Raw genomic sequence first — 25473 nt, forward strand, 5'->3', positions numbered from 1 at the left:
GAGGAGATCTCTTTGTTTAAGATAGAGTCTGCAAGAACCTATTTTTCTATCTTTTTAGCAGCGTCATTCGTAGTGGCGCTCTTAATTCCACTTCCACCATTTATACTTGATATCATTATCGTTTTTCTACTAAGTATGTCAGTGCTTATTTATATGCGAGCGACAAGTATTAACGAGTGGGATGAATTAAAGTCATTTCCAACGATGTTGTTATTAATCGGGATTTTCCGCGTATCGATTAACGTTTCGACGACGCGAGCGATTTTGACAGATGGAAATGCAGGTCATGTTATTGAAGAGTTCGGCCAGTTCGTAATTGGCGGAAACTTATTAATTGGTATCGTTATTTTTACAGTATTAATCATATTCCAGTTTATCGTTGCAAACGGTGCATCTCGTACAGCTGAAGTAGCAGCTCGTTTTACACTTGATTCTTTACCGGGGAAACAAATGTCTATCGATGCTGATTTAAACCAGCGTATTATTTCAGAAAAAGATGCACAGGCAAAACGAAAAAAATTAAATATGGAAACAGAGTTTTACGGGGCGATGGATGGTGCCGGAAAGTTCATTAAAGGGGACGTTATTTTCGGGATTGTCATTTTATTCGTAAACATTATTTTCGGTTTAATTGTCGGCATGATGCAGCAAGGAATGAGCTTTGCAGATGCAGCTCTTCATTATACACAGTTAACTGTCGGTGACGGAATCGTAAACCAAATCGGTTCATTAATGCTTGCAATTTCAACAGGTATTATCGTAACGCGTGTATTTGACGGCTCACCGGATACAGTAACAGAAGGTATCTTTAAAGAGTTATTAGCGCATGAAGTCGTTGTATATGCACTAGGTGGTTTATTTATCTCAATGGGTATTTTTACTCCGCTACCGTTTCTACCATTCGCACTCGTTGGTGGAACGATTATCTTCTTAGGCATTCGTAATAAAAATCGAATAAAGAAAGAAAAAGAAGACGAGCTTCAAAAAGAATTAGAAATGATTCAAGGCGAAGATGAGCAACTGCAACAAGTGGAAGATTCATTCGGAGTATTTACGGATAAATATCCGATTATTGTAGAACTCGGTTTAGATTTAGCAGCACTTGTAAAGCAGAAAATTAACGGGGAAACAGCTCGTGATAAAGTTGTTCTTATGCGGAAGTCGATTATTACTGACCTTGGTATTAACGTTCCTGGAATTAACTTTAAAGATAATACGAGCTTTAGACCACGCGGACGTTACATTATTCGAATTAAAGGTGCTAAGGCAGCTGAAGGTGTTTTAAAATCAGGTTATTTATTAGCATTGAAAACACCGAACGTAATGGCTGATTTAGATGCAGAGCCAGCTAAAGATCCAATTTTCGGTGAAGATGGATATTGGATTTTAGAGCATATGGTGCAAGATGCACAAATGAAAGGCTATCAAGTGTTAGAGCCACTTAGCATATTAATTACACATTTAGATGTTGTCGTTAGACGTAATCTTCATGAATTAATTCAGCGTCAACATGTAAAAGACTTAATTAACTCGCTTGAAAATGATAATGGCGTTCTATTAGAAGAGATTAAGAAGAAAGAAATTGATTTATCACTCGTTCAAAATGTTATTAAACAACTTCTAAAAGAAGGTATTTCTATTCGTGATTTACCAACAATTATTGAAGGTATTATTGACGGCAAAGAAATTTATCAAAACCACGTTGACGGTGTGACATCATTTGTTCGTGAATGTATTTCAAAAGTTATTTGTGAAAATGCGAAAAATCCGGACGGAAAAATATATGCAGCGCTCTTCTCTGATTCAATTGAGTTAGATGCGGATGTTGTGAATAATTCATATCAAGGTTACTTATTAAACTGGGATTTAGATTTAGAAACACGTGTCGTTGAGCAAGTGCAGCGCGTCTTTAAGCAAGCACGTTTAATGGGAAGAGAACCAGTGTTATTAACACGTAGAAAAGATTTTAGATTTGCGATCGTAAGACTGCTAGAACGTTATCAAGTGGAAGCACAAGTACTTTGTATTAGCGAATTAGCACCAGAAATTGTTGTGGATCAAATTGCCTATATTGAATAGTAGGGGGTGAAGTAATGGAAAGTACAGAAAAGAAAGAAGCGTTAATGCGAATAAAAGCAGCTTCGAAAAATGAATTGTATCGAAAGTTATTTGACCAATATGGTACAGATTATTATTACGTTGTCGATGAAAGTGTAAAACGAAATATACCGTTTTTCTGGAAAAAGGATTATGAAATGTTAGTTGCTTTTCCAGAAGAAAAACAGGAAGAAGTGAATGAAGGTACAGCTCAATTTCATGAACAGTTAATGGATGTTGTGAATGATCCTTCAGAACAAATTGTGAAGGCGAATGGAATTCAATCAGTACTGCACAATTTAGAAAACGTAACGACTTCTATGTCATACGCGGCGATGCAAACAGGAAATAGTGAAGAATGGGCAAGAAAAAAAGAAAAACTATTAAAGCTGTTTGAAAAAGGAATTGTCGTTGTGAAACAGACGAAAGAAACGGAAGTACCGAAAAAGAAAAAAGTTGTGAAACAAGTCGTTCCGGTAAAGAAAGAAGAAGTAGTTCCAAAGAAAGAAAATCAAGAATCTGTACCGTTTATTATTCAAAAAGTAATTCGGATGCTAGAACAAAACGATGTAGAACAATATTTCATTTATGCATATGCTGAAAAGTTAAAAATAAAGTTTGAAAATGCAACGATGATTACAGAAGAAGAAGTTATCAGGTACATATTGGAAGATATGAAATCTCATTTTAATACGGAAAACGTCTTTGAAAAAGAAGTACAAACAATCGCATTAATCGGTCCAACTGGCGTTGGTAAAACGACGACACTCGCGAAAATGGCATGGCAATTTCACGGTAAGAACAAAACAGTTGGTTTTATAACGACAGATCATTCTCGCATAGGGACAGTGCAGCAATTGCAAGATAACGTAAAGACAATTGGATCGGAAGTAATTGCTGTGCGTGATGAAGCTGCAATGACAAGAGCGCTTACGTATTTTAAAGAAGAAGCACGCGTCGATTATATTTTAATTGATACAGCCGGAAAAAATTATCGTACGTCAGAAACAGTGGAAGAAATGATTGAAACGATGGGACAAGTAGAACCAGATTATATTTGTTTAACGTTATCAGCTTCGATGAAAAGTAAAGATATGATTGAAATCATTACAAACTTTAAAGATATTCATATAGATGGTATTGTGTTTACAAAATTTGATGAAACAGCAAGTAGTGGCGAATTGTTGAAAATTCCAGCAGTATCATCAGCTCCTATTGTATTAATGACAGATGGCCAAGACATAAGGAAAAATATACATATCGCTACAGCTGAACATTTAGCGAAACAAATGTTACAAACATCGTAGAAAAGAGGTGAAGAATAAGGCGCTTGCCTTATTCAAACGAATATGAACGGTCTTTATATAGGTTCTATGGGTATGATGAATTACATGCAGCGTATTAATGTTCATTCGAATAACGTTGCAAATGCTCAAACGACAGGATTTAAAGCAGAAAATATGACGTCTAAAGTATTTGATGTACAAGACACATATCGCCGAGGAGATGGGGCGGTAACAAATATCGGTTCGGTCGATTACGCTGTAGTACCAGCTGCAACACATGTGAATTTAGTACAAGGAAATATACAAATGACAAATAGTGCTACAGATTTCTTTTTAGATGACGGCGCGGCCGGCACAACATCATTTTTCGTTACTTCTAAAAATGATGAAACGTTTTTAACGAGAGATGGTAGTTTCACATTAAATAGTGATCGTTATTTACAAACATCTTCAGGTGCTTTCGTAATGGGAGAGAATAATGAGCGTATTCGTATTCCAGAAGGAGCAAAGGTTGCTGTACAAGCAGACGGTACATTATATGATGAAGTAACACAAAATAATATTGCTCGTTTACAAACAAAAACAGTAGATGCCGAAACGAATGCTCGTCTCGTGCAACGTGAGAACAAAAGCTTTACACTAGCAGAAGGAAACATTGCTAATTTACCGAACGGAACAGGAATAGTAAAAAATCATATGCTAGAAAATTCAAATGTTGATATGACGAAAGAGATGGCAGATCTTATGACGGATCAAAAAATGATTCAAGCATCACAGCGTGTTATGACGTCATTTGATAAAATTTATGAAAAAGAAGCGAATGAAATATTGAGATAAAAGACTTCCAAAAGTGGGAGTCTTTTTTGTTATTGCTTTTATTACAGTTACATCATAAAATGATAATGATTATCAATATCATTTTATCTATTTTCATAAGAATAGAATTTCATAATGACAGCAACATTTGTTTAACTAAGTGAATTAAAAATAAGGGGATGGTGTGAAGATGTCTAAAAAGAATCAACTTTGCATTGGATTATGTTTAATTTCTAGAAAGAAAGAACAAGAGAATGAGTTTAATTCCGGAATTGATGAGCAAGTAGAGTTGGCACTACAGGCAGAAAAGGCTAAGTTAGATTTTGTTTTTAAAGCCGATTATTTAGTGGCCCACCCAGATTTAATTGCTAGAAATAAAGGGAATGTAATTTTAGACCCAACATTATTGTTTACTGCTATTGCGTACGCAACTGAAAAAATTGGAGTCGTTACAACCGCTTCAACTTCATTTTATCCACCATATATATTAGCAAGGCAATTACAATCGTTACACTGGATTAGTAACGGCCGAGTAGGGTGGAATATTGTTACATCAATTGACGGTGCTGAAAACTTTGGTGAGGAAGGGATGCCATCATCTGAGGAGAGATATGCGAAAGCAGCAGAATGTACAGAGTTAGTAAGAAAACTTTGGAGGAGTCATCCTTATGAAGTGTTGAAAATAGATAACACTGAAGTTATTAGAGAGATGGCCAAGCCAATTGAACATAGTGGTGAATATTTTGAGGTAAAAGGTCCGCTGAATATCCCACAGCATATATCAGGAGAAATGCCATTATTTCAAGCCGGTGCTTCAGAGTCTGGTCGGAATTTTGCTGCTTCTGTTGCAGATGCAATTTTTGCTGCAACGCCAGATGTAGAGTCAGGTATTGAACTTCGTCAAGATTTAAGAAGAAGAGCAGAACAGCATGGCCGGAAGCAAGATGCTATACGCGTATTACCTGGATTATATTTCTTTATAGGTGATACATATGAAGAGGCGCTAGAAATGCATAGACAAGCTCATCAACATCTCACAAAAGAGAAGAGATATGCGTTACTTGAAATGGTTCTCGGATTAGATGCGAGAGGGATTCCGCTAGAAAGTAAAATTACCGAAGAGATGCTGCCAAGTCGGGATCAAACTGTACGTAGTAAAACACATGCAGAATTATTACGGCATTTCATTATTAAAAATGAACCAACAGTTGAACAAATACTAGAGCGACCAGAAGTTGTTGGATCGGCTCATTGGGTTGCGGTTGGTACACCAAAAGACGTTGCGAAGCAAATTATGGATAGGTTTGAGGCCGGAGCGTTAGATGGATTTATTGCTATTCCAGGAGGACCTCCCAAGTCACTAAATCTATTCTTTAGTGAAGTCATTCCTTTATTTGTGAAGGCGGGAGTATTTAGGGAAGAGTATACAGGTTCTACTTTACGGGAGCATTTGGCGGGAAACATGTTAAATACTTTACAGTTAAAATAAATAATAGCATGTAGAAAAAAGCCTTATTATAAAAGGCTTTTTTTATTTAAAATTAAAAATTCTGAAATATAAGTTGACTGTATGAATATTATTTTTTATATTAGTAGGTATAACTATAACTACTAAAGAGGTGAGAGTATGAAAACGGCATTATATTTAGAAGATGCATACAAAACGAGTTGCGAGACAGAAGTGATAAGAGTGGAAGGGAATAAAGTATTTGTAAAAGAAACAGTTTTTTATCCAACTGGTGGAGGACAGGAATGTGATACGGGTGTCATTGTACAAGATGGGTCTGTATTTGAAGTTGAAAAAGTAAAGAAGGAGCAGGGAGAAATAGTTCACTATATAAAAGATGAAGCTCAAGTAAAATTAGGTCCAGTTAAATTAGAGATTAATTGGGAAAGACGTCATAATTTAATGCGTCATCACTCTTTACTGCATCTTATCGGAGCTGTAGTTTATGAAAAGTATGGAGCTCTATGCACCGGAAATCAAATTTATCCTGATAAAGCACGTATCGATTTTAATGAGTTACAAGAGTTATCGAGCGTGGAAGTAGAAGAAATTGTTGAGGAAGTGAATAAACTTATTAAGCAAAATAAAGAAATTTCCACTCGTTATATGAGCCGCGAAGAAGCAGAAAATGCTGTAGGAATGATTAAAACAGCAATAAATCTCCTGCCAACTACTATCCAAGAAATCCGCATTGTTACAATTGAAAACTTAGACGAACAAGCTTGTGGAGGCACACATGTGAAAAATACGAGTGAAATAGGAACACTTGTTATTGATAAAGTAAAAAGTAAAGGGAAGCAAAATCGCCGTTTTGAAGTAAGAGCGATTTAGATTGTGAGGGGTTACCGATGGATGAAATTATAAAGGAATTACAAAAGTTAGGATTTTCCCAATATGAATGTAAAGCGTATATTGGATTGTTAAAACATTCCCCAGTAACTGGCTATGAAGTGAGTAAACAAACAGGAGTACCTCGTTCTATGATTTACGAGGTACTCGGTAAGTTAATGGATAAAGGAGCAGTGCATATTGTACCTTCTGAACCAGTTAAATATGTACCAGTACCAGCTACCGAATTAATGAATCGAATGCGAAAAGACTTTGAAAAGTCCTTTGAATTTTTAGATGAGAAATTAAATTGTTTAGAACAAGAGCGACAAATAGATGTAATTTCGCATATTCGCTCAAATGATCGTGTTTTAAAAGAAATATGCAATATAATTAATAGGGCAAAGGAAGAATTATGGATTTCTGTATGGGAAGATCAAGTGCATGAAATTGAGCCATACATTTATCAAAAGGAAGAGGAAGGCGTACATATATTTTCAATCTTATTTGGAGCTCCAGAAACAAAAATAGGAGCGACGTTTCACCATAATTATATGACGCCTCACGTTGTTGAAAAGAGAATGGGTGGTCATTTAACTGTTATTGCGCGTGATGGAGAGGAAGTATTAATTGCGAACTTCTCAAATGATAGCACTTCATGGGCCGTTACAACGTATGACCCAGCGCTAGTTCTCGTTGCTACAGAGTATGTGCGGCACGATATTATGGTTGAAGAAATCACGAAGGAATTTGGAGCTGATAAGTTAGATACGTTATGGCGTGAAAATATAGATTTAGTTCATGTCGTAACAGGAAAACGAACTTTAGAAGGAATGGAGGATGATAGAGATGAGTAAAGCTCAGGCACATGTAGCTTTGCAGAGCGATGATACATTTCAGCAAGGAGTAAAAGATTGTTTACCAACTGTATTTGGTTACTTGAGCATCGGTATAGCAGCTGGTGTAATTGCAAAAACAGCAGGTTTTTCTATCATTGAAATTGCATTTATGTCCACTTTAATTTATGCAGGTTCTGCCCAATTTATATTAGCTGGTATGTATGCAGCCGGTGCTCCTGCTTCCGCAATTATTTTTACTGTATTTTTTGTTAACTTGCGCCACCTTCTTATGAGTGCTGCACTCGCGCCGTACTTTACGAAAATTCCTCTATTTAAAAACTTAATCATCGGTTCGCAAATTACAGATGAAACTTTCGGCGTTGCAGTGCAACACGCGGCGCAAAAAGGATATTTAGGTGAAAGATGGATGATCGGGCTTAACGTAACAGCGTATTTAAATTGGATTCTTGCTACTATTATTGGTGGACTGTTTGGTGAGTGGATACCAGATCCACATACATACGGGATGGATTATGCATTACCAGCGATGTTTATTGGATTATTTGTTCTTCAGCTCATAAGTAGTAAACCAAAACTAGCAATTCATTTAAGTGTTGCAATTGTAGCGATTATCATCGCATACGTTTCACACCTATTTATGCCAGATAGTATAGCGGTTATTATCGCAACCTTACTAGCTGCGACGATTGGAGTGGTGATTGAAAAATGGAAATGAGATTAGATGTATTATTACTTTTACTAGCAGCAGGAGCTGTTACACTCGTGCCACGTATTTTACCTCTACTCGTATTTAGCAAACTACAAATTCCTGACTGGGGTTTAAAATGGTTAAATTACATACCAATTGCGATATTAGCAGCGCTTTTAGCACAAGTTTTATTTATGCATGAGACGATGCAGTGGGATTACCTTATCGCAGCAATTCCCACATTTCTTGTAGCGATATATACTCGTAGTTTATTAGGTACAGTATTAACGGGAGTGGTTGTGATTATTTTGTTACGTTTCTTTTTCTAAAAAGGATTACGCTCATATAATAGCGAAAGGTGTAATAACATGAAAAATATAGGGGTGGTGTTATGATACTTTTAACGATAGGAGCAATTTTGTTAACGTTGTTTATTTTCTTTATTATCGGCTTTATTACGTTTATGATGTTTGTTGATAAGGCGACACCTCAAATATATTATACACCTTGTGAATCAGTGACAGTGAAAGCTAAAGGTAAAGATAGAAGGAAGAAAAGTTGAATGTTGGCTTTTCTTCCTTCTTCTATTACATCCCCGAAATAACTAACAACAATAACCCAAATAAAGAACTAATAAAGTTTCACTTTACAAGAAATGAATCTATTACATTGTATGCTTGTTTTGTAGAGTGCCCGTTATATTTTTCAGTGTACGGATTTAGAAATCCATGTTCACCGTGTAGTTGTTGTATTTCTAGTAAAGGATTTTTTTGTTGCTGCAATGTTTGAATTAAAGAGGATACTGAAAAACTAGCTTCTTTTTCAGGAAATATAAGTAGTGTAGCGCATGTAGGCTTTATGTGAACATAGTCGCGTATACGAGAACCGTAACATCCGATGATAAAATCTATTTTCGGATTGTTACTACATAGCCATGAGATGGTAGCTCCAACACTAAAGCCGATAAGTCCAATATGTGTATAATTGCTTGAAAGGGTATTGATGAATGCTTCAATTTGGTCTTTTCCATCATTAAATCCAATATGATTTACAAAATGTTCATATGCTTTTTCTTCATCACGATAATGAAATGCGTGTTGTAAGTGCAGAAGATTAGGACAGAATACGTCAATATGAGATGAAGTAAATTGCTCGGTAACGTGATGCATATGGTCGTTCACACCATATATTTCATGAACAATAACGAGAGCTAATTTTTCCTTCATAGTTATATTGTGCCTCTTTGAAACTTAAATTCTTTCTCAACAAGGCAAATACGCAGATGGAAGTTTTCATACCATTGCTCACGACCTCTTTTTTTCGCTTCTTTATGTAAGGCGTTCTTCTTCCAATTTTCAATTGCATCAAGTGATTCCCAATAAGAAATTGTTATTCCGAGCCCAGAATTACCTCGTGCACTTTCTACACCTAAAAATCCAGGTTGTTGCTTTGCAAGTTCCTCCATTGTTTCGGCAACGGTATTATAGTCTGTTGTATCATTTGATAAATTAGAAGTGAATATCACGGCATAATAATGACTCATTTTTTGTGAAGTATTTTTCATATACATTCCCCCCTTTAATAAGTATTTTAGCATGTAAAAAAGAAAAGAAGCACGACGCTTCTTTTCTTTTTTACGCTGTGAATTTTAATCCAGCATATATTTTACGACCCTTTTTTTGAATCCAACACACTTGTGCCTTTTTCTTTTGAATATTACGTTCTTCCATTGTTACTTGTATAATTTGGTCAATCACAAGAGGGATGTTCGTTTGTACTTGGCACCCACCTGTACTATAGTCGATAATGGTCGCTTCAATCGGCATCCCATTCATATGCAATGTTCCAGGAGACATCAGTTGCTCACGTATATGTTGCCTGCGAAATTGTCTTGGTGCTTTTTTTGTGTTTTTTATGAAAGATGCAATTGCTAGTGTAAGAAATGCTTTATCGTACACCTTTTCCACCCGGTCATTAACCGGTTTACTAAATAGATGAAGAATGAGTTTACAATATTGCTCATGGGATACATCATCAAATGATACACCAACTTGTACAGAACTTTCTTGTCTCCGAATCCATTTTTTTGTACTATAAATCTTTTCTACCTCGCCAAAAGATAGCATATAGGAAGATAGACTTGATAAAGTTTCAAATGGAATGGAGGAATCTAATTCAAAACGTGCCCCCGTTTCACTAATATCAAGGATATTGCAAGAAATGATCATATCTTCGGCATATAAAGTACCTGGTAAATTTACTACGAAACGTTCTGAATTTCGAAAACGCGGTCTTTCAAATGCTACAAATAGTGAAGTGACAATAGCTATCCCGTTGTATAGTAACCAGAAAATGTTAATATATAAGCTCTCTCTTTCAATATAATATTGCTCAGGGTATAAGAGCATAAGTGTTGCTCGAATAAGTGCAATAATTGTTAAAATGAGTAATATGAGATGAGGGATGCTTGCAATCCATAAAAAATGCCTTGTATTATTTTGAACTCCCTTTCTTGTCACATGAAATTGAAACTTTTTACGTAAGAAAATTTCTGATAAAATAGCAAATCCCATATAAGGAGCCATAGCAACTTCGTACACATGACTCCACGTAGTTGTTCGTTTTTTATTAGAAACAGCTTTGAAAATAAGCTGTGATGTTAAAAAGGCAGGTGCCCAGAACATAAATAAGTGCATGAAATTAATTTCTAAACTATAAATATCAAATACTAAAAATAATAGCGGTGCTAATAAAAATATCATTTTATAAACACCGAAAAACCAATAATGAATTCCATCTGCATATAAAAGACGCTGCATAAAAGATAATCCTTTTATAGTGAAAGGATTCCATTTTTTTACGACTTGAATGTTCCCTCTACACCAGCGGTCCCGTTGTTTTAATAAATCACTAAATGTTTCTGGGGATAATCCAACAGCTAGTGTTTCATTGACAAATATAGTCTCCCATTTGTTAGCTTGTAGTAGCATACCAGTTGCCATATCTTCAGTAATAACTCCAGTCGCAAATCCTCCAATTTCTTCAAGCGCGGTGCGGCGAAATAGGGCGTTACTACCAACATACATCGTAGCATTAAAGCGATCTTTCCCTTCTTCTAACTGGCGCATAAAGAAATCTTGTTCATTGGCGATGTTATCTTCAAAAAACAAATTATATTGGAAAGGATCAGCATTATAAAAAACTTGTGGTGCTTGAACGAATACAACATTATTTTTAGAAAAATATCCAATCGTTCGCTCTAAAAAGTTAGCTCGTGGTATCATATCGGCATCCATTGTTACGATAATATCACCTTTTGAATGAAGCATCGCATGATTTAAATTTCCAGCTTTTGCATGCTTGTTTTCGGTGCGAGTTATGTGATGAACAGAAAAATCTGCCGCAAGTTGCTTTACACTTTCACGGCGCCCGTCGTCACAAATATAAATGTTTAGTAACTCTTTCGGATAAGTAATCAACGTACAACCAGCTACAGTACGTTTTAACAAATCGATCGGTTCATTGTAAGTGGCAATAAATATGTCGACAGTAGGTAGTTTTTCAAAAGTGGATAATGGTACTTCTTTCCGTTTATATGGTTTCCATGAAACAATGCTAAAAACGATAGATTGTAAGTAACCAGCCCATTCTGTAATTAACAATATAATACCAGCGATAATACTTATGAGATTAATAGTTGGTAACGAATAAAAAGTTCGCCAAATAAGATAAATAGCATTACAAATGAGAAATAGAATAATAAGTAATTTTTTTGACCATAAATATTTGTGTGCAAGGGCGTAAGTAATAATGATTACGAAAAAAATAATACCTAAACCTTCGTATATAGAGAGGCTCATACAATTCCTCCTTTATGTATAGAGTGGGAAATAGAAAAAAATTTATATTATTCATCTATAAAGATTTAATTATTTCCAGAGTATAAAATATCACAAAATATAGGGTTAGAGTATAAAATTTACATTTTCTTATTATAAGCTTAAAAAATTAGAAGAAATAATAGTTGTATTTTTGATTCATAAGAAAAATGCCACTTCAAAAGAGAAGTGGCATTTCTTATATTTCCTCTAAGCTATTAACTGGAACAGTTAATTCGCGTCCTGGGTTTTTTACTTCATATATGCGGGCGGTTTCATTGCTTTCATCGACGTGTTGAATCATAACAGGCATGCCTTGAAAACTGACATTGGCTTGTTCCGCTGACACAGAAAGCTCTATTGCACGTTGTATATTCATTTATATTCCTCCCATCATTATTATCTTTGCTAAAAAAGAGGAATAATATACCATTTTGAGACATTCTTAAAGTTTTTGTATTATTTGTAATGTTTCTTTAATAAATGAAGAAAAGATGGAATTAGGATAACCATCCATCGTTTGAACTGCTTCTTTTGCTTCTTTCAGAGCAGCCGTTTTATCTTGAAGTTCTATATGACACAGGGCACGATATGATCCAGCTGTTAATAACCATGACTGATCAAGTGGATGACTCATATAATCTGGAATGTTAGCACGTTTTAATGTTTCCAAAGCTTCCTCGTAACGTTTTAAACCATACAGAGATTTTCCTTTTTCAAGATAATACAATCCATCGTCTTGAAAAATCGGTACATCTTTTAGTTTTTCTCGGAATTGTTCTAAATGTTCTAATGCAATTGTATATTCATTCGTAACGGTATTGTAGTAATAAGCTTTTAATATATCTATATTTGCAGCGGATAAAGTATCTTCTGTAAAAATGGCAAATTGCTCCGATTTTTTTATGTAATATAAATATCGTTCTTTATCGGTTGTAATGATTTTTTGATAAGATAAAATACGGTAAAATTCATCTGTTTTATAATACACTTGATGTTTTTTTGAAAATGCAAGTGCATCTAAAATGATTTTTTCACATTTTTCATAATTACCATATGCGAGTAAAATAATTGCTTCTTTTAAATATAATTGTATATGTGTAATAAGATCCATTTCTAAATTCTTCGTTTTATATTCATCGCGAATTCTGCTAATCAACTGTAAACATTCTTTATATTTTTTCCGTTTGTAGAGCATATAGTAAAACAGTAGTTTCGTTTCAGTACTTTCACGATACAAAGTATATTTTTCAAATATAGAAACAGCTGTTTCAACGTAATATTCAATATTGTAATCGTTCATAATGGCCGCTCCAGTTATGAACTGTTTATATAAACGTGCTGTGTTTAAAGTAAGGGGTAGTTCTTTTTGAACGATAGGTAGTAAAGTCTTGTATACTTCATCGCATTTATTTGATTTTATTAATGGCTCCATTTTTTGAATGAGTTCCACAATTTCTTCTTCATCTTCTTCTAATAAAAAGCTCGTTTCACATTCAAGTTTTTCCGCAATATATTGTAATGTTTTCATAGAAGGTGTAGCTTTTCCATTTTCAATTTGACTAAGCATACTTTTTGTCAGTTCCGAACCTGCCAGTGCTGTTTGCGTAAGCTTTTTTTCTTTTCGTAATGCTTTAATTTTTTCACCGAGAGTTGCCATATAATTGCTCCTTTATATTTAAAAAGTTTAATTGTATTTAACTTTTTGTTGTGAAAATTGGAAAGTTGATTATATAATAAGTTTAACACAATTTAACTTTTAAGGGGAGAGAGTCAAAAATGGGAGATATAAGTATAGGACAACATGATTCAAGAATGAAGATTGCAACTAGAAATATCATTTTAATGATGATTGGAAAAATGACGTCTTTATTAGGCGCAGGTATTTATACGTTCGCAATGGGGTTATATGTATTAAAGACTACTGGTTCAGGGATGGGGTTTGCAATTACGCTCGTTTGCGGATCACTTCCAAGGATGATCTGTGGCCCAATTGCTGGTGCTGTAGCAGACCGTGTGAATCGAAAATGGCTTGTCATTGGTACTGATTTATTAAGTAGTTTAACGATGCTTAGTATGTTTATTCTTGCTACTATATTTGGGTCATCACTTCTTTTTATTTATATTTCAGCAGCATTATTATCAATTTGTGCAAGTTTTTATTCTGTTGCATTAACTTCGTCTATTCCGAGTTTAGTAGATGAAGGACGTATTCAAAAAGCGAGTGCTTTAAATCAAACGGCGGCTTCTTTATCAAATATTTTAGGACCGATTATTGGCGGAGTTGTATATGGTTTCTTTTCAATTAAATCGTTTTTCCTATTAAATAGCATTACGTTCTTTTTAGCGGTTATTTTGCAATTATTTATCGTATTTGATTTATATAAAAAAGAAGTGGCTGAAAGTACAGAGCATTTCTTGACGAGTATAAAAGAAGGTTTTTTATATGTAAAAAGACAACGTGAAATATATGGTTTAATGAAAATAGCATTGTGGGTAAACTTTTTTGCGTGTGGTCTAACAGTTGCACTTCCGTACATTATCGTCCATACATTGCATTTATCTTCAAAGCAACTCGGTACTGTAGAGGGAATGTTAGCAGTCGGGATGCTAATGGGAGCGATTGCTTTATCAGTGCGTAAAGAATTGAATAATCCGTTTCGTTCTATTTATACTGGACTGTTTTTGTTTGCAGGTTTAAGTTTATGTACAGTCTTTCCGTTGTTAGTTGTCATTCCAAAAGTAGCAAGTTTTATTTACTATATTGCTTTTATGATGTTAACTGGTATAGCAATTATGATTGTAAACATTCCAATGCAAGTACATATGCAAAAAACGACAGGTCCGAGCTACCTAGGGCGTGTGTTTGGCCTACTTGAAACAATTGCGACTGCAATCGCACCACTTGGTATGATTGTATATGGACTACTATTAGATATGTTGCCAACTAGCATTGTTATGATGACAATAGGCGGAGGGTTATTGTTAGTTGTATTAGTTGGAGTAAAGCAACATATGGCGAAAAAACAAGTAGATGTGTCCGCTTAAAAATAATAAAAATTTGACTTATCATTATAAAAATGACTAAATTAGTATTTTAGTTTTTGAAACTCTTTTTCATGTATGTTAAAGTAAAGTGAGCTTGCAAAGAAAAGGAGACAACAGCATGAAAAAATTAAGTTTTGTTATGCTTTTTCTATTAATCGTAATGGCTGGATGTAGCAATTATGACACATATATTGAAACAGGTATGCAATCATTGAAAGATGAAAAGTATAGTGATGCAACAATGTGGTTCGAAAAAGCAGAAAAAGAGAAATCAGGAAATGAAGCGAAATCATATAAAGAAGTTGCTGAGAAAATGGATCACGGGGCAACAGTATTAAAAGACGGTAAGTATTTAGAAGCGAAAGACATTGCAAATGAAGTGTTACAAAAGAAAAAAGATGATGCACTTGAAAAAGCTGTAACATCAAATGCAGAGAATATGCTTCAAAAAGCAAAAGATGTAGAAGAGAAAGTGAATGAAAGAGTAGCAAAGCGTAGAAAGGTAGAAGAAGAAGGAATCGATAAAATTATTAAAGCTGTCGATAGTATAGATGAAGTGAAAGAAAAAGAGAAGAAAGTATCAGAAGCATTAGATAAGGCTGAAGAGGCGCAAGCAAAAATTGAGGCAAAGAAAAATAAATAGATTTATAGTGTAAAAGGCTGTCGTGCATAACGACAGCCTTTTAATTTTTTGTTGCAAATGAATGGATGCTCTGTAGTAAAAAAGAAATGATTTTAGAATTCCATCTGTCCTCATGATGAATCGTATAAATATTACGCTGAAATTCAAATTCTGGGATTGGTATATAGCATAGCTCATTTCGTTGTATTTCTTGCTCAATAGCAAGTTTAGAAATAAAGGCAATTCCATTACCATATTTTAAAATTTGTTTCATTGTTTCTAATGAGTCTAATTCAATTTCTGATTGGAATGTAATGTTATGAACTGACATCCATTTTGTAAGTAAATCTCTCGTTGTAGATGGATTACGATGCAATAGTATGCGTTCCTTTTCGATATTTTGTAACGATACATTTTCTTTCTTTGAAAAATGATGTTCTTTGGAAAAGGCAAGAACAAGTGTATCAGGTATTATATTCGTTTGTTTTAAAAGTGGTTCATCAAATGGAGCAGCGGAAATTATCCCAAGATCGATTTCGTGATTTTGTAGCATCATTCGAATTTCAGGGGCTGTTTTAACTAGTAGCGTTATTTTTATATTGGGAAATTCACATTGAAATTCATGAACGACTTCTGGCAAAAGATAAGTCGCTGGTACATAACTAGCGCCGATTGTTATAGCACCTTTATTAAAATCTTTAAACTCTTGCGTGACACGTCTAGCTTCTTTCATAAGTGCATCTATTTTAGAAGCATAATGGTGCAAAGCCTCACCAGCCTCTGTTAAGAAATACCTTCCAGAACGTAATTCGAATAAAGACACACCGAGTTCTTCTTCTAAGCTTTTTATATGAAATGTAATAGTTGGTTGTTTAACGCCAAGTTTTTCTGCAACAATTGTAAGCTTTTTGTATTTCTTAATAAGTACTACAATTTCTAATTTTAAGAGATTCATTATGAATTGCCGCCTTTTTTATTTTAACTATAGAAAAAATCTATAGAAATAAATAGTTTATTAGAAGTTTTTTAATTTAATCTTTACAGTACATTAACATTCAGTATAAATCTTCCATATAGAATGAAAGCAGGTTAAGAATGAGGGGAGAGAGGTGAAGCAATGGATATTACAATTAGTGGATTAGAAAAGACATTTGGAAAAACACAGGCGTTAAAGCCGTTGCAGATTGTAATGAAACAAGGTGAATTCACTACACTTTTAGGACCTTCGGGGTGTGGGAAAACGACTTTACTTAGAATGATAGCAGGGCTTGAAGAACCGGATAAGGGAGAAATATATTTTGGAGACCAGTGCATGTATTCTGCTGCAAAAAAGATAAAGACATCTCCTCATGAACGGAATATCGGTATGGTATTTCAAGATTTTGCTTTATGGCCGCACATGACTGTTTTTGACAATGTTGCATTTGGTTTAAGGGCTACAAAGCAAACAAATCATTTACGAGAAAAAGTAGAAGATGCGATAAAGCGAGTTCGCCTGCAAGGTATGGAGAAAAGATATCCACACGAACTTTCTGGTGGACAGCAACAACGTGTCGCATTCGCTAGAGCAATTGTAACAAAACCTCATTTTATTTTATTTGATGAACCGCTAAGTGCACTCGATGCAATTTTGCGAGAAGAAATGAGAATAGAGCTTATGGATATCGTTCATTCCATTGGTTTAACTGCACTGTATGTCACTCACGATCAAACAGAAGCAATGTCAATGTCAGACCAAATTATTGTCATGAAACAAGGAGAAGTATTACAAAAAGGAACACCGGAAGATATTTATGTGAAACCGTCTCATGAATTTGTTGCCAAATTTGTTGGTAAGGCGAATTGGCTTGTAGAGGGTAAAAAAATGGTTCGTCCAGAGCATGTGAACTGGACGAAAAATGAAGTGTGCGAAATGTATACAGGTGAAATTAAGCACGTTACATATGTAGGAGAACGGTATGAAATAAAAGTAAACATGGGGGCACTCGGAATATGGACAGCTTATCACAATAGTAAATTAAGCATCGGTAAACCAGTATCGTTATATGTGCCAAAAAAATGTATTCATCATATAGGGGGAGAATCGTATGAAGAAATTCAGTTCGCTTAAGTCTTTATTTGTATGTACTTTATTATTTTCGGCTGTAGTAACAGGGTGTAGTTCAAAGACAGGCAATGCAGATGCAAAAAGTAAAAATACGAATGAAAAGAAAATTGTTGTATATAGTGCAGGGCCAAAAGGGTTAGCAGAAAAAATTCAAAAAGACTTTGAAAAGAAAACAGGTATAAAAGTAGAAATGTTTCAAGGAACAACAGGTAAGATTTTAGCGAGAATGGAAGCTGAAAAGAAAAATCCAGTCGTTGATGTAGTCGTACTTGCATCATTACCAGCGATGGAAGGATTAAAGAAAGAGGGTCAAACGTTAGCTTATAAAGAAGCGAAACAAGCTGATAAGCTGCGTTCTGAATGGTCAGATGATAAAGGACATTATTTCGGGTATAGTGCTTCAGCATTAGGGATTGTGTACAATACAAAAAATGTGAAGACAGCGCCTGAAGATTGGAGCGATATAACGAAAGGGGAATGGAAAGGAAAAGTGAATCTTCCAGATCCAGCACTTTCAGGTTCAGCTTTAGACTTTGTAACAGGATACGTGAAAAAGAATGGACAAGATGGATGGAATTTATTTGAGCAGCTTAAGAAAAATGAAGTTACAGTAGCAGGAGCAAATCAGGAAGCGTTAGACCCAGTTGTAACAGGTGCGAAAGATATGGTCATTGCGGGTGTTGATTATATGACGTATAGCGCAAAAGCAAAGGGTGAACCTGTTGATATTGTATATCCAAAAAGCGGAACAGTTATTAGCCCACGTGCAGCGGGGATTATGAAGGATAGTAAAAATGTAGAGGGTGCAAAAGAGTTTATTGATTATTTATTATCAGATGATGTGCAAAAACAAGTTGCTAAAGCGTATTTATTGCCAGGTAGAACAGATATAAAAGCTGAAAATAGACCGAATGTAGAAGAGATTCCAGTATTAAATATTGATTGGAAAACAGTTGAGAAAGAGCAAGATGAAATAGGAAAACAATTTAAGAAAGTATTTCAATAAGATGGTGATTCCATGGTAAATCGATTCATATCAGTAAGACAAGTTGGAATGACGGTAGCGTTATTACTTGTGGCGATGTTAATCGTCATTCCGCTTTTTCTCATTTTATTTTCTAGTATATATGAAAATAGCAGCTGGAACTTTTTAAAGCCTTTTGAAGTGATGCAGAGTGGTGGATTAGCTGGGATTTTTCTAAACTCGATGCTTCTAGGTGTACTCGTTGCAATAGGAGCTACAATATTTGCATTTCCATTGGCGTTTATTATGAGCAAAACAGATGTAGGAAAGTATAGTAAGTTAGATATTGTTTTTATGATTCCATTTATGACACCGCCGTATATTGGATCAATGGGCTGGATTTTGTTCATGCAACCTAACGGCTATTTTGAACAATTTTTTCCGATGCTAAAGACAGTTTCATCATCGTTTTTTAGTTTAGGAGGTATGGTCTTAATTATGAGTCTGCATTTATTCCCATTCCTTTATTTCATGCTGAAAAACACGTTACTTCAGATTGGGAGTAGTAAAGAAGAAGCTGCAGCAGTTCATGGCGGAAGTTTTCTCTATCGTTTAAGAAAAATAATATTGCCGTTATTAGTATCAAGTTATGTAATGGGTGCTTTACTCATTTTCGTAAAGACGATTGCTGAATTTGGAACACCGGCTACATTCGGACGTAGAATAGGATTCCACGTGTTAACATCAGAAATCCATAAATTTATTTCGAGTTGGCCAATTGATTTTAGTAGTGCAACAGCATTATCTTCTTTATTACTTAGTGCTTGTATGCTCATTTGGTATATGCAAAATGTATTGAATCGAAAGTATTCATATGCAATGGTTAGTGGAAAAGGTGTGAAATCTAAAAGATATACTTTGTCTATATTTACGCGCGTTGTAGCATGGATGTATGTAATTGGTTTATTAATCGTATCAATTGGAATTCCATACTTTTCTATACTGATTGCTTCTTTGTCAAAATTAAGAGGCGGCGGTTTACATGTAAATAACTTTACAACAAGCCATTATGAGGCATTGTTTACAATGGGATCTCCGGGATTAGAGGCTTTATGGAATAGTTTTCTTTTTTCACTCGTAACAGCGATTATTGCGGTAATGATTGGAGTCTTTTTGGCACTTATGATTCGAAAGGGGAAAAAAAACTCTGAAAAATGGCTCGATATGTGCGGTATGTTACCCAATATGGTACCAGGAATCGTTATGGTTGTAGGTCTTATTCTATTTTGGAATTCACCATATATGCCCCTGTCAATTTACAATACACCAGTCATGGTTATCGTAACGTATGTTGTGCTGTTTTTACCTTACACGGTGCAATATGTAAAATCATCACTCGGACAAATTGATGATTCTCTCATGCAGGCAGGAAGTGTTTTTTCGGGAAATTATATTTATATTTTTAGAAAAATAATATTGCCTCTTATTATCCCAGGCATTCTTGCTGGATGGGCGATGACATTTACAATTTCGATAAGAGAGTTAGTAGCATCGCTTCTCGTATTACCTCCATCAGTAGAAACGTCAGCAACGTTTATTTTTGCTCAATTTGAACAGGGTGAAGTATCTATAGGCATGGCGATGGCCGTTGTTTCTGTTGGACTTACAACAATGTGCTTATTACTGCTACAACATATGGAGCAAAAGCGAAAAGGGGTAGCATGATGAGGATAGAAGTATGGGGTGGGGCAGGAGAATACGGTCGCTCCTGCTATTTTGTAAAAAATAAAGAGACGAAAATATTATTTGATTGTGGTATTAATCGATCATATGAGAAGAGTTATCCAGAAATAGAGAGAGAAGCTGTTCCATTTTTAGATGCGGTATTTTTATCACATATTCATGAAGATCATACGATGGGTTTACCTTTATTAGCGAAGTATGGATATAAGAAAAAAATTTGGACGACTCGTTATACGAAGGAGCAACTGCCGTTATATTATGAAAAATGGAGAAACTATAATGTGATGCAAGGGTGGAATTTACCTTATAGCGACCAACACATAAAAGATTTAAATTATGTATGTATTGATGAGATTAGTAATCCAAATGAATGGATACAAATTACTCCTACATTGCGGTTTCAGTGGGGATATAGTGGGCATGTATTAGGAGCTGTTTGGTTTTTAGTTGATTTGTGTAATACATACGTGTTCTATTCCGGCGATTATTCAGCAGAGTCTAATATACTACGAGCTAATTTACCTGAGAAATTGGGCCACAATATAAAAGTTGCAATTGTAGATGCCGCTTACCACACAGATGATGTTTCGCAAAATGAAAGATTAGATGATCTATGTGCAGAAATTGAGCGAGTTATGCAGAATAAAGGAATAGCATTGCTACCGCTGCCACAACTTGGTAGGGCGCAAGATATAGTATTGTATTTATATGAACGATATAAAGAATTTCCGCTTATAGTAGATAAAGAAATTTTGGCTGGATTTGAAGAGATGTTCATATATAAAGATTGGATAAAAAATAATGAAGAACTTAAATGGATTATGGAGAGTTTAAAAAGAAACATAATAGTGATGGATAATGACATTAGTATGCAAAATAGTTATGGAATAGTTGTAATGAGTGATGCGAATATGCAAACGAAACGAGCACAGTTATGCTATGAACAGCTTCGGAATGAAAAACGTAATTCCGTTATTTTTACTGGGCATATTGCGAAAGGGAGTTTTGCAGAAAGAGTTATGAAAGAACATGTAAGGAGTACATGTAGGGTGAAGCGAGTTCCGTATAAAGTTCACCAAAGTATAAAAGACGTTAAAGAGATGTTAAATACATTATTACCAGAACATACGGTGCTAGTGCATGCTTTGAAAGAGGATACGGATCGATTACAACAAAAGCTAAGTACAGCAGGATATGAAAATGTATATTCACTTGCAATGGAACGTATAGAAGTCATTTAAAATGTAAAGGGGATAGGTATATGAAAAAAGTATTTGTATTCGTAAGTATTTTCTTTTGTTGTTTTCTTTATAACGTTAAGGAAGGGTTTGCTGCTAGTCCAATGAAACCTAGTTTTGAAGTAAAGTTATTATTGAAGCCAGAACAAGTATTAGGTTATAACAAAGAGATGAAGCAAGAGGTGCTAGAACATTTCCAGGCTGGTACAAAATATGAAAGAATACAAGTACAATTTTTAGATACTGCAAATAAAAGTTTAAGTGATGAAGGTTGGTTTGCTAGAATTCGAAAGAAAGAATTTAGTAAAGATTTTGAACTAACATATAAAAAAAGATATCCTATTCAAAATGGTGTAATTCAAGATGCACTAGAAGTAGCTAAAAAAGAAGGATTCGATAGTAATACGGATAGTTATGAGGCGGAAATAGATTGGGGATTTGAGAAGAAAACATTAAGCATTTCAAATAAGAAAAGTTACAGTGCTAAAGGATATGGAATACTTGATTTACCAAATGAACAAGCTGCTCAAAATATGTTAATGGAAAAATTACCAGGGAAAATGAACAGATGGTTGTATACAAATTGGGGAGAAGAGATGTTAAAGAATTCCCGTATTTACGGTCCTGTATTAATGAAACGATATACAGGAGAGTTTGAAAACATAAAAGCAAATATTGAAATTTGGCCATTAAGTAATACCGGAAAATTAGAAGATGACTTCGTAATAGAAGTGTCATTTAAAACAAATGAAGAAAGTATTGCGACAAAACAAAGGGAATTATTAATGGCGAGTTTAGAGAAAAAAGGCTGGTTGTTACCGAAAGATAGTTTGAAGACAGAGCTTATTTTTCAGTAAATAGTAAAAAGGAATCCATATGCCATGGATTCCTTTTTATATATGAGTGTTAAGCTAAATCATGTACAGAGATAATAAAGTTGTTTAATTTACAATAAAGTCATTTAAAAAATAATATAGTTGTTTAAAAATCCTTCTTCTACTAACGAGGCAGGTTAGTGGAAGAAATAGCAAGTGGGTTTAACTAGGAGAAGTGTCTTCTGTTTTTTAAATTAAAAATATCGATAAATTAGGATTTATTTACTTAACATTATACTTATTTTCGGACCGAGGCATCTAATCGGTGAGTATATACAAACCAAGTAATGCTTGATGTTAATAATGTTGACGAAATTAAAGCTGTAAGAACACTATATGTTTGCCAAATAAGTATCGTTGACCAATCGAAGGCAAAAAACATTATACACTGGGCAATCGTAGCGATTAGGAAAATAATTGTTACGATTGTTCTCTTTTTTGTCATTGGCTGCTGCTCATTCGTTTTCCTTTTTCTTAATCCTAAGAAAAATAACAGAACGGCTAATAGGCAAAGAATAATTGTGGTAGACGACAAAATGATGTCCAAAAGCTGTGTACCGCTTATCTCATATGACTGAGTTAGATTGCCGTTTAATATATTTTTAACTTTTAGTACCAGGTTTATATTGGTATTTGCGCCGTTGCTCAGTAAGCAGATGGCTGTTCTTTCATTTGGCAGTATGGCTACTTCGGTACTAAAATTTGGATTACCCCCAGTGTGTTCTATAAACGTTTGTTCGGCGTTTACCGACCAACCTGCCGCATAATACATATCATTGACAGCCGAAACAGACATATCACCCCTATGTGATTTTTCGATAGCCCTGTGAAATATTTCGGGTATGTCCTGCACAATACCCATCTGTATGCCCATCCAACGCGCCATATCTTTTGTATTAGAAATGATATAGCCGGCAGGTTTATTCCCAGCATAATCCGGAGCGTTAAATGGAGTTGTTATAAAAAAGGAAGAACGGTAGCCCTGTGCTAACTGTCCAGTGGCTTGAGCATCTTCTTTATAAACATACGTCTGGTGAAGACCTAAGGGTATAAATACCTGTTCCTTCATAAAGTCTTCATAGCTTTGTCGTGATACAATCTCAATAACCAAACCCAATACGTCATAATTAACGGTTCCATAGTTATATTGTTCACCGGGAGAGAACGCCAATTCTGCATCTACCAGCGTTTCCACGGTCTTTTGCAACATATCAGGCGTATTACCTTGTGGAATATTTTGAATATGTCTAATATTTGTTAGGCCGCTGGTATGGTGAAGAAAGTTATTTAGTGTAAGGTTTTGCATATCAACAGGTTTACCTTGATACTTTAACGTAAACCAAGGTAAATATTTTTGGATAGGGTCAGTCATTGATAGCAGCCCTTGCTCTTCCAATAGCAAAATCCCCATACCAGTAAATGCTTTACTCACCGAGGCCAACTCATAGAGTGTATTTTCACTTGCAGACAATCCCTTTTCAAGATCTGCATACCCAGAAGAAAAGTAGAACACTTCACCATCAGCAAGTATTGAGATTGACATTCCAGGCACACCTGATGTACGACAGGCATCATCTAGCAATGCTTGTATTGCCTCAGATTTCGAATCTGACAACGCATAACTTTGTGTTGCGAATCCTGGGAATAATATAAATATCGTTAATACAAAAACAATAGTCTTTTTCATACACTCTCCTTTTTGAAGAATTATAAGGATATAAATAACTTATTTTTATAACTATAAACTAAATTCTAATTTATCTTTCTATTTACCTATATAATATGAAATAATTGTGAAGAGTTACACTTAAACTAACGGGGGCGTTAGTTCAATAAGAAGTAAACAACTGTATTATTCATTTTTTAAGCATTACATAAGCAGATGGATATAATTTGAAACAACTTTAAAGAGGCTTGCTGCATATAGAATGTAGTAAGCCTCTTATCTTTTTTAGTCAAAATTCAATAACTTTATTATCACTATACAAATCAGCTGACACGAACATGTCACTATTTTGAAGATTTTTAGAGCGTAAACTATAAGCAACTACCTTCTTTTTATATTGTTTTACAACATCAACATGCTCTTCATGACTGTAAATATAAAATGTGAAATCTTTTTTACCACGTTTTGCATTGATAATTAAAGGAGTGCCTTCATTATGGGGTGGTGCATAATAGCGATCTAAAAATAAACCTTCGTTAAAATCATGAATAATTTTTGATTTCTGTTCGCCTTCTACGTTATTTCCGTGAATTGTAATAGTCACATTCTCTTCTTCAAGTTTTGGATGTGTTTCGTACTTGCTAATAATGGATTCAATAACAGTGTTAGGAAGGCTAGAAACGATAATTTTAAATGCCCCAAATACAACTAACATTACAATAAACCAAGTCGTCATAGTAATCATCCCCTTTATTCTATTTAATAATATAACTCATATGGTAATAGTACATATGGTGAAGTTTTGTATAATTTGTGAAAAATATGCCATTTTTACGAATGAAATATTAGAAAAATCAATTTTGTTACAAAAAGTTGAAATTGAAGTATTTTAAAAGAAAAAGGTTTATAATAAAAATATAACTAATAACCACATTACTAATTATAAGGAAGTGTAACTATGAGTACTGTAGCAATCGTATATGGTATTATTCTTTCCACAATTATTGTTTTGTTTTTTGTTGGGGTTTCACGTTATATTCATAAATGGAAAGAAAGCGTTGCGAAATTAAATCACATTGAAGAAGAACTTAGTGATTTAATGTTACATCATGGTAAATAAAAAGATAATTTTTTAACGAAACAATGTGAAGAATATCACAAAACATGCTCTCATCATGAAAGCATGTTTTTTTGTTATGTGAATGTTAGACATATTCATGAGATTTTTTTCGTGCAATACAGTGTGAAAT

26 protein-coding genes are annotated in these 25473 nt (G+C 34.5%); 18 read left to right on the forward strand and 8 right to left on the reverse strand.

Features of this window, described 5'->3' with window-relative positions; translation table 11 throughout:
• The first annotated feature begins 12 nt into the window (after nucleotides 1-12).
• The 9 genes from flhA to DN403_RS09890 all read left to right on the forward strand — a co-directional run bounded on the left by flhA (nucleotide 13) and on the right by DN403_RS09890 (nucleotide 8644).
• Nucleotides 13-2079 (forward strand): flagellar biosynthesis protein FlhA, encoded by a 2067-nt coding sequence (gene flhA, locus DN403_RS09850; RefSeq protein WP_016077898.1) that lies wholly within the window; start codon nucleotides 13-15, stop codon nucleotides 2077-2079.
• A 14-nt stretch (nucleotides 2080-2093) separates the two neighbouring features.
• Nucleotides 2094-3404 (forward strand): flagellar biosynthesis GTPase FlhF, encoded by a 1311-nt coding sequence (gene flhF / locus DN403_RS09855; RefSeq protein ID WP_000446181.1) that lies wholly within the window; start codon nucleotides 2094-2096, stop codon nucleotides 3402-3404.
• Nucleotides 3405-3446: 42 nt separating this feature from the next.
• Nucleotides 3447-4220, forward strand: coding sequence for a flagellar basal-body rod protein FlgG (locus DN403_RS09860; RefSeq protein ID WP_001013934.1), 774 nt, complete (start codon nucleotides 3447-3449; stop codon nucleotides 4218-4220).
• 169 nt (nucleotides 4221-4389) lie between these two features.
• On the forward strand, nucleotides 4390-5688 hold the full coding sequence (locus DN403_RS09865) for an NtaA/DmoA family FMN-dependent monooxygenase (protein WP_000038859.1): 1299 nt from the start codon (nucleotides 4390-4392) through the stop codon (nucleotides 5686-5688).
• 138 nt (nucleotides 5689-5826) lie between these two features.
• Nucleotides 5827-6537, forward strand: coding sequence for an alanyl-tRNA editing protein (locus DN403_RS09870; protein WP_000844967.1), 711 nt, complete (start codon nucleotides 5827-5829; stop codon nucleotides 6535-6537).
• A 17-nt stretch (nucleotides 6538-6554) separates the two neighbouring features.
• Nucleotides 6555-7391 carry a TrmB family transcriptional regulator gene (locus DN403_RS09875; protein WP_000343356.1) on the forward strand — a complete coding sequence of 279 codons (837 nt, stop codon included), beginning with the start codon at nucleotides 6555-6557 and terminating at the stop codon, nucleotides 7389-7391.
• Entirely contained in the window at nucleotides 7384-8109 is a 726-nt protein-coding gene (locus DN403_RS09880; protein WP_000030479.1) for an AzlC family ABC transporter permease, read from the forward strand. Before DN403_RS09875 ends, DN403_RS09880 begins: the two co-directional genes overlap by 8 nt.
• Nucleotides 8100-8411, forward strand: coding sequence for an AzlD domain-containing protein (locus tag DN403_RS09885; protein WP_000425944.1), 312 nt, complete (start codon nucleotides 8100-8102; stop codon nucleotides 8409-8411). Before DN403_RS09880 ends, DN403_RS09885 begins: the two co-directional genes overlap by 10 nt.
• Before the next feature lie 62 nt (nucleotides 8412-8473).
• Nucleotides 8474-8644, forward strand: a complete 171-nt coding sequence (locus DN403_RS09890) for a DUF3951 domain-containing protein (RefSeq protein WP_000602229.1) — start codon at nucleotides 8474-8476, stop codon at nucleotides 8642-8644.
• A 79-nt stretch (nucleotides 8645-8723) separates the two neighbouring features.
• On the opposite strand, the gene DN403_RS09895 is transcribed toward DN403_RS09890, so the two are convergent.
• The 5 genes from DN403_RS09895 to DN403_RS09915 all read right to left on the reverse strand — a co-directional run bounded on the left by DN403_RS09895 (nucleotide 8724) and on the right by DN403_RS09915 (nucleotide 13620).
• Nucleotides 8724-9308, reverse strand: a complete 585-nt coding sequence (locus DN403_RS09895; RefSeq protein WP_000660112.1) for a dienelactone hydrolase family protein — start codon at nucleotides 9306-9308, stop codon at nucleotides 8724-8726.
• A 2-nt stretch (nucleotides 9309-9310) separates the two neighbouring features.
• Nucleotides 9311-9646, reverse strand: coding sequence for an antibiotic biosynthesis monooxygenase family protein (locus DN403_RS09900; RefSeq protein WP_000799455.1), 336 nt, complete (start codon nucleotides 9644-9646; stop codon nucleotides 9311-9313).
• 70 nt (nucleotides 9647-9716) lie between these two features.
• Complete coding sequence (locus DN403_RS09905) at nucleotides 9717-11942, reverse strand: glycosyltransferase (RefSeq protein ID WP_149185431.1); 2226 nt, start codon at nucleotides 11940-11942, stop codon at nucleotides 9717-9719.
• Between the two features lie 217 nt (nucleotides 11943-12159).
• Nucleotides 12160-12339, reverse strand: a complete 180-nt coding sequence (locus tag DN403_RS09910; RefSeq protein ID WP_001025734.1) for an H-type small acid-soluble spore protein — start codon at nucleotides 12337-12339, stop codon at nucleotides 12160-12162.
• A gap of 66 nt (nucleotides 12340-12405) precedes the next feature.
• A complete protein-coding gene (locus DN403_RS09915) occupies nucleotides 12406-13620 on the reverse strand; it encodes a helix-turn-helix domain-containing protein (RefSeq protein WP_000212346.1) in 1215 nt (404 codons plus the stop codon).
• Between the two features lie 119 nt (nucleotides 13621-13739).
• Here DN403_RS09915 and DN403_RS09920 point away from each other — a divergent pair, with 119 nt between their 5' ends.
• The gene (locus tag DN403_RS09920; protein ID WP_000502474.1) at nucleotides 13740-15008 is read left to right on the forward strand and encodes an MFS transporter; all 1269 of its coding nucleotides are present in this window, start codon (nucleotides 13740-13742) and stop codon (nucleotides 15006-15008) included.
• A gap of 118 nt (nucleotides 15009-15126) precedes the next feature.
• Complete coding sequence (locus DN403_RS09925) at nucleotides 15127-15651, forward strand: DUF4398 domain-containing protein (protein ID WP_000736418.1); 525 nt, start codon at nucleotides 15127-15129, stop codon at nucleotides 15649-15651.
• A 40-nt stretch (nucleotides 15652-15691) separates the two neighbouring features.
• Here DN403_RS09925 and DN403_RS09930 read toward each other — a convergent pair whose 3' ends face one another.
• Nucleotides 15692-16585, reverse strand: coding sequence for a LysR family transcriptional regulator (locus DN403_RS09930; protein WP_001050622.1), 894 nt, complete (start codon nucleotides 16583-16585; stop codon nucleotides 15692-15694).
• Between the two features lie 162 nt (nucleotides 16586-16747).
• Here DN403_RS09930 and DN403_RS09935 point away from each other — a divergent pair, with 162 nt between their 5' ends.
• Genes DN403_RS09935 through DN403_RS09955 form a run of 5 tightly spaced genes read left to right on the forward strand, consistent with a single transcriptional unit; the run spans nucleotide 16748 to nucleotide 22539 of the window.
• Nucleotides 16748-17740, forward strand: a complete 993-nt coding sequence (locus tag DN403_RS09935) for an ABC transporter ATP-binding protein (protein ID WP_016077895.1) — start codon at nucleotides 16748-16750, stop codon at nucleotides 17738-17740.
• Complete coding sequence (locus DN403_RS09940; RefSeq protein WP_016077894.1) at nucleotides 17718-18743, forward strand: ABC transporter substrate-binding protein; 1026 nt, start codon at nucleotides 17718-17720, stop codon at nucleotides 18741-18743. The genes DN403_RS09935 and DN403_RS09940 overlap by 23 nt, the downstream gene beginning before the upstream one ends.
• A 12-nt stretch (nucleotides 18744-18755) precedes the next feature.
• Nucleotides 18756-20426 (forward strand): ABC transporter permease, encoded by a 1671-nt coding sequence (locus tag DN403_RS09945; protein WP_149185432.1) that lies wholly within the window; start codon nucleotides 18756-18758, stop codon nucleotides 20424-20426.
• Nucleotides 20423-21685 (forward strand): MBL fold metallo-hydrolase, encoded by a 1263-nt coding sequence (locus DN403_RS09950; RefSeq protein WP_033668886.1) that lies wholly within the window; start codon nucleotides 20423-20425, stop codon nucleotides 21683-21685. Before DN403_RS09945 ends, DN403_RS09950 begins: the two co-directional genes overlap by 4 nt.
• A gap of 20 nt (nucleotides 21686-21705) precedes the next feature.
• Nucleotides 21706-22539, forward strand: a complete 834-nt coding sequence (locus DN403_RS09955) for a hypothetical protein (RefSeq protein WP_000755319.1) — start codon at nucleotides 21706-21708, stop codon at nucleotides 22537-22539.
• Nucleotides 22540-22795: 256 nt separating this feature from the next.
• On the opposite strand, the gene DN403_RS09960 is transcribed toward DN403_RS09955, so the two are convergent.
• Both DN403_RS09960 and DN403_RS09965 read right to left on the reverse strand, forming a co-directional pair.
• Complete coding sequence (locus tag DN403_RS09960; protein ID WP_149185433.1) at nucleotides 22796-24244, reverse strand: serine hydrolase domain-containing protein; 1449 nt, start codon at nucleotides 24242-24244, stop codon at nucleotides 22796-22798.
• 268 nt (nucleotides 24245-24512) lie between these two features.
• Nucleotides 24513-24959 (reverse strand): YfmQ family protein, encoded by a 447-nt coding sequence (locus DN403_RS09965; protein ID WP_000214590.1) that lies wholly within the window; start codon nucleotides 24957-24959, stop codon nucleotides 24513-24515.
• Between the two features lie 40 nt (nucleotides 24960-24999).
• Between DN403_RS09965 and DN403_RS09970 the strand changes: the two genes are divergently transcribed.
• Nucleotides 25000-25116 carry a hypothetical protein gene (locus DN403_RS09970; RefSeq protein WP_002011946.1) on the forward strand — a complete coding sequence of 39 codons (117 nt, stop codon included), beginning with the start codon at nucleotides 25000-25002 and terminating at the stop codon, nucleotides 25114-25116.
• Nucleotides 25117-25181: 65 nt separating this feature from the next.
• The gene (locus tag DN403_RS09975) at nucleotides 25182-25343 is read left to right on the forward strand and encodes a hypothetical protein (RefSeq protein ID WP_000108702.1); all 162 of its coding nucleotides are present in this window, start codon (nucleotides 25182-25184) and stop codon (nucleotides 25341-25343) included.
• Nucleotides 25344-25473: the final 130 nt, after the last annotated feature.

The organism is Bacillus sp. AY2-1, from assembly GCF_008368965.1.
Classification (GTDB): domain Bacteria; phylum Bacillota; class Bacilli; order Bacillales; family Bacillaceae_G; genus Bacillus_A; species Bacillus_A thuringiensis_S.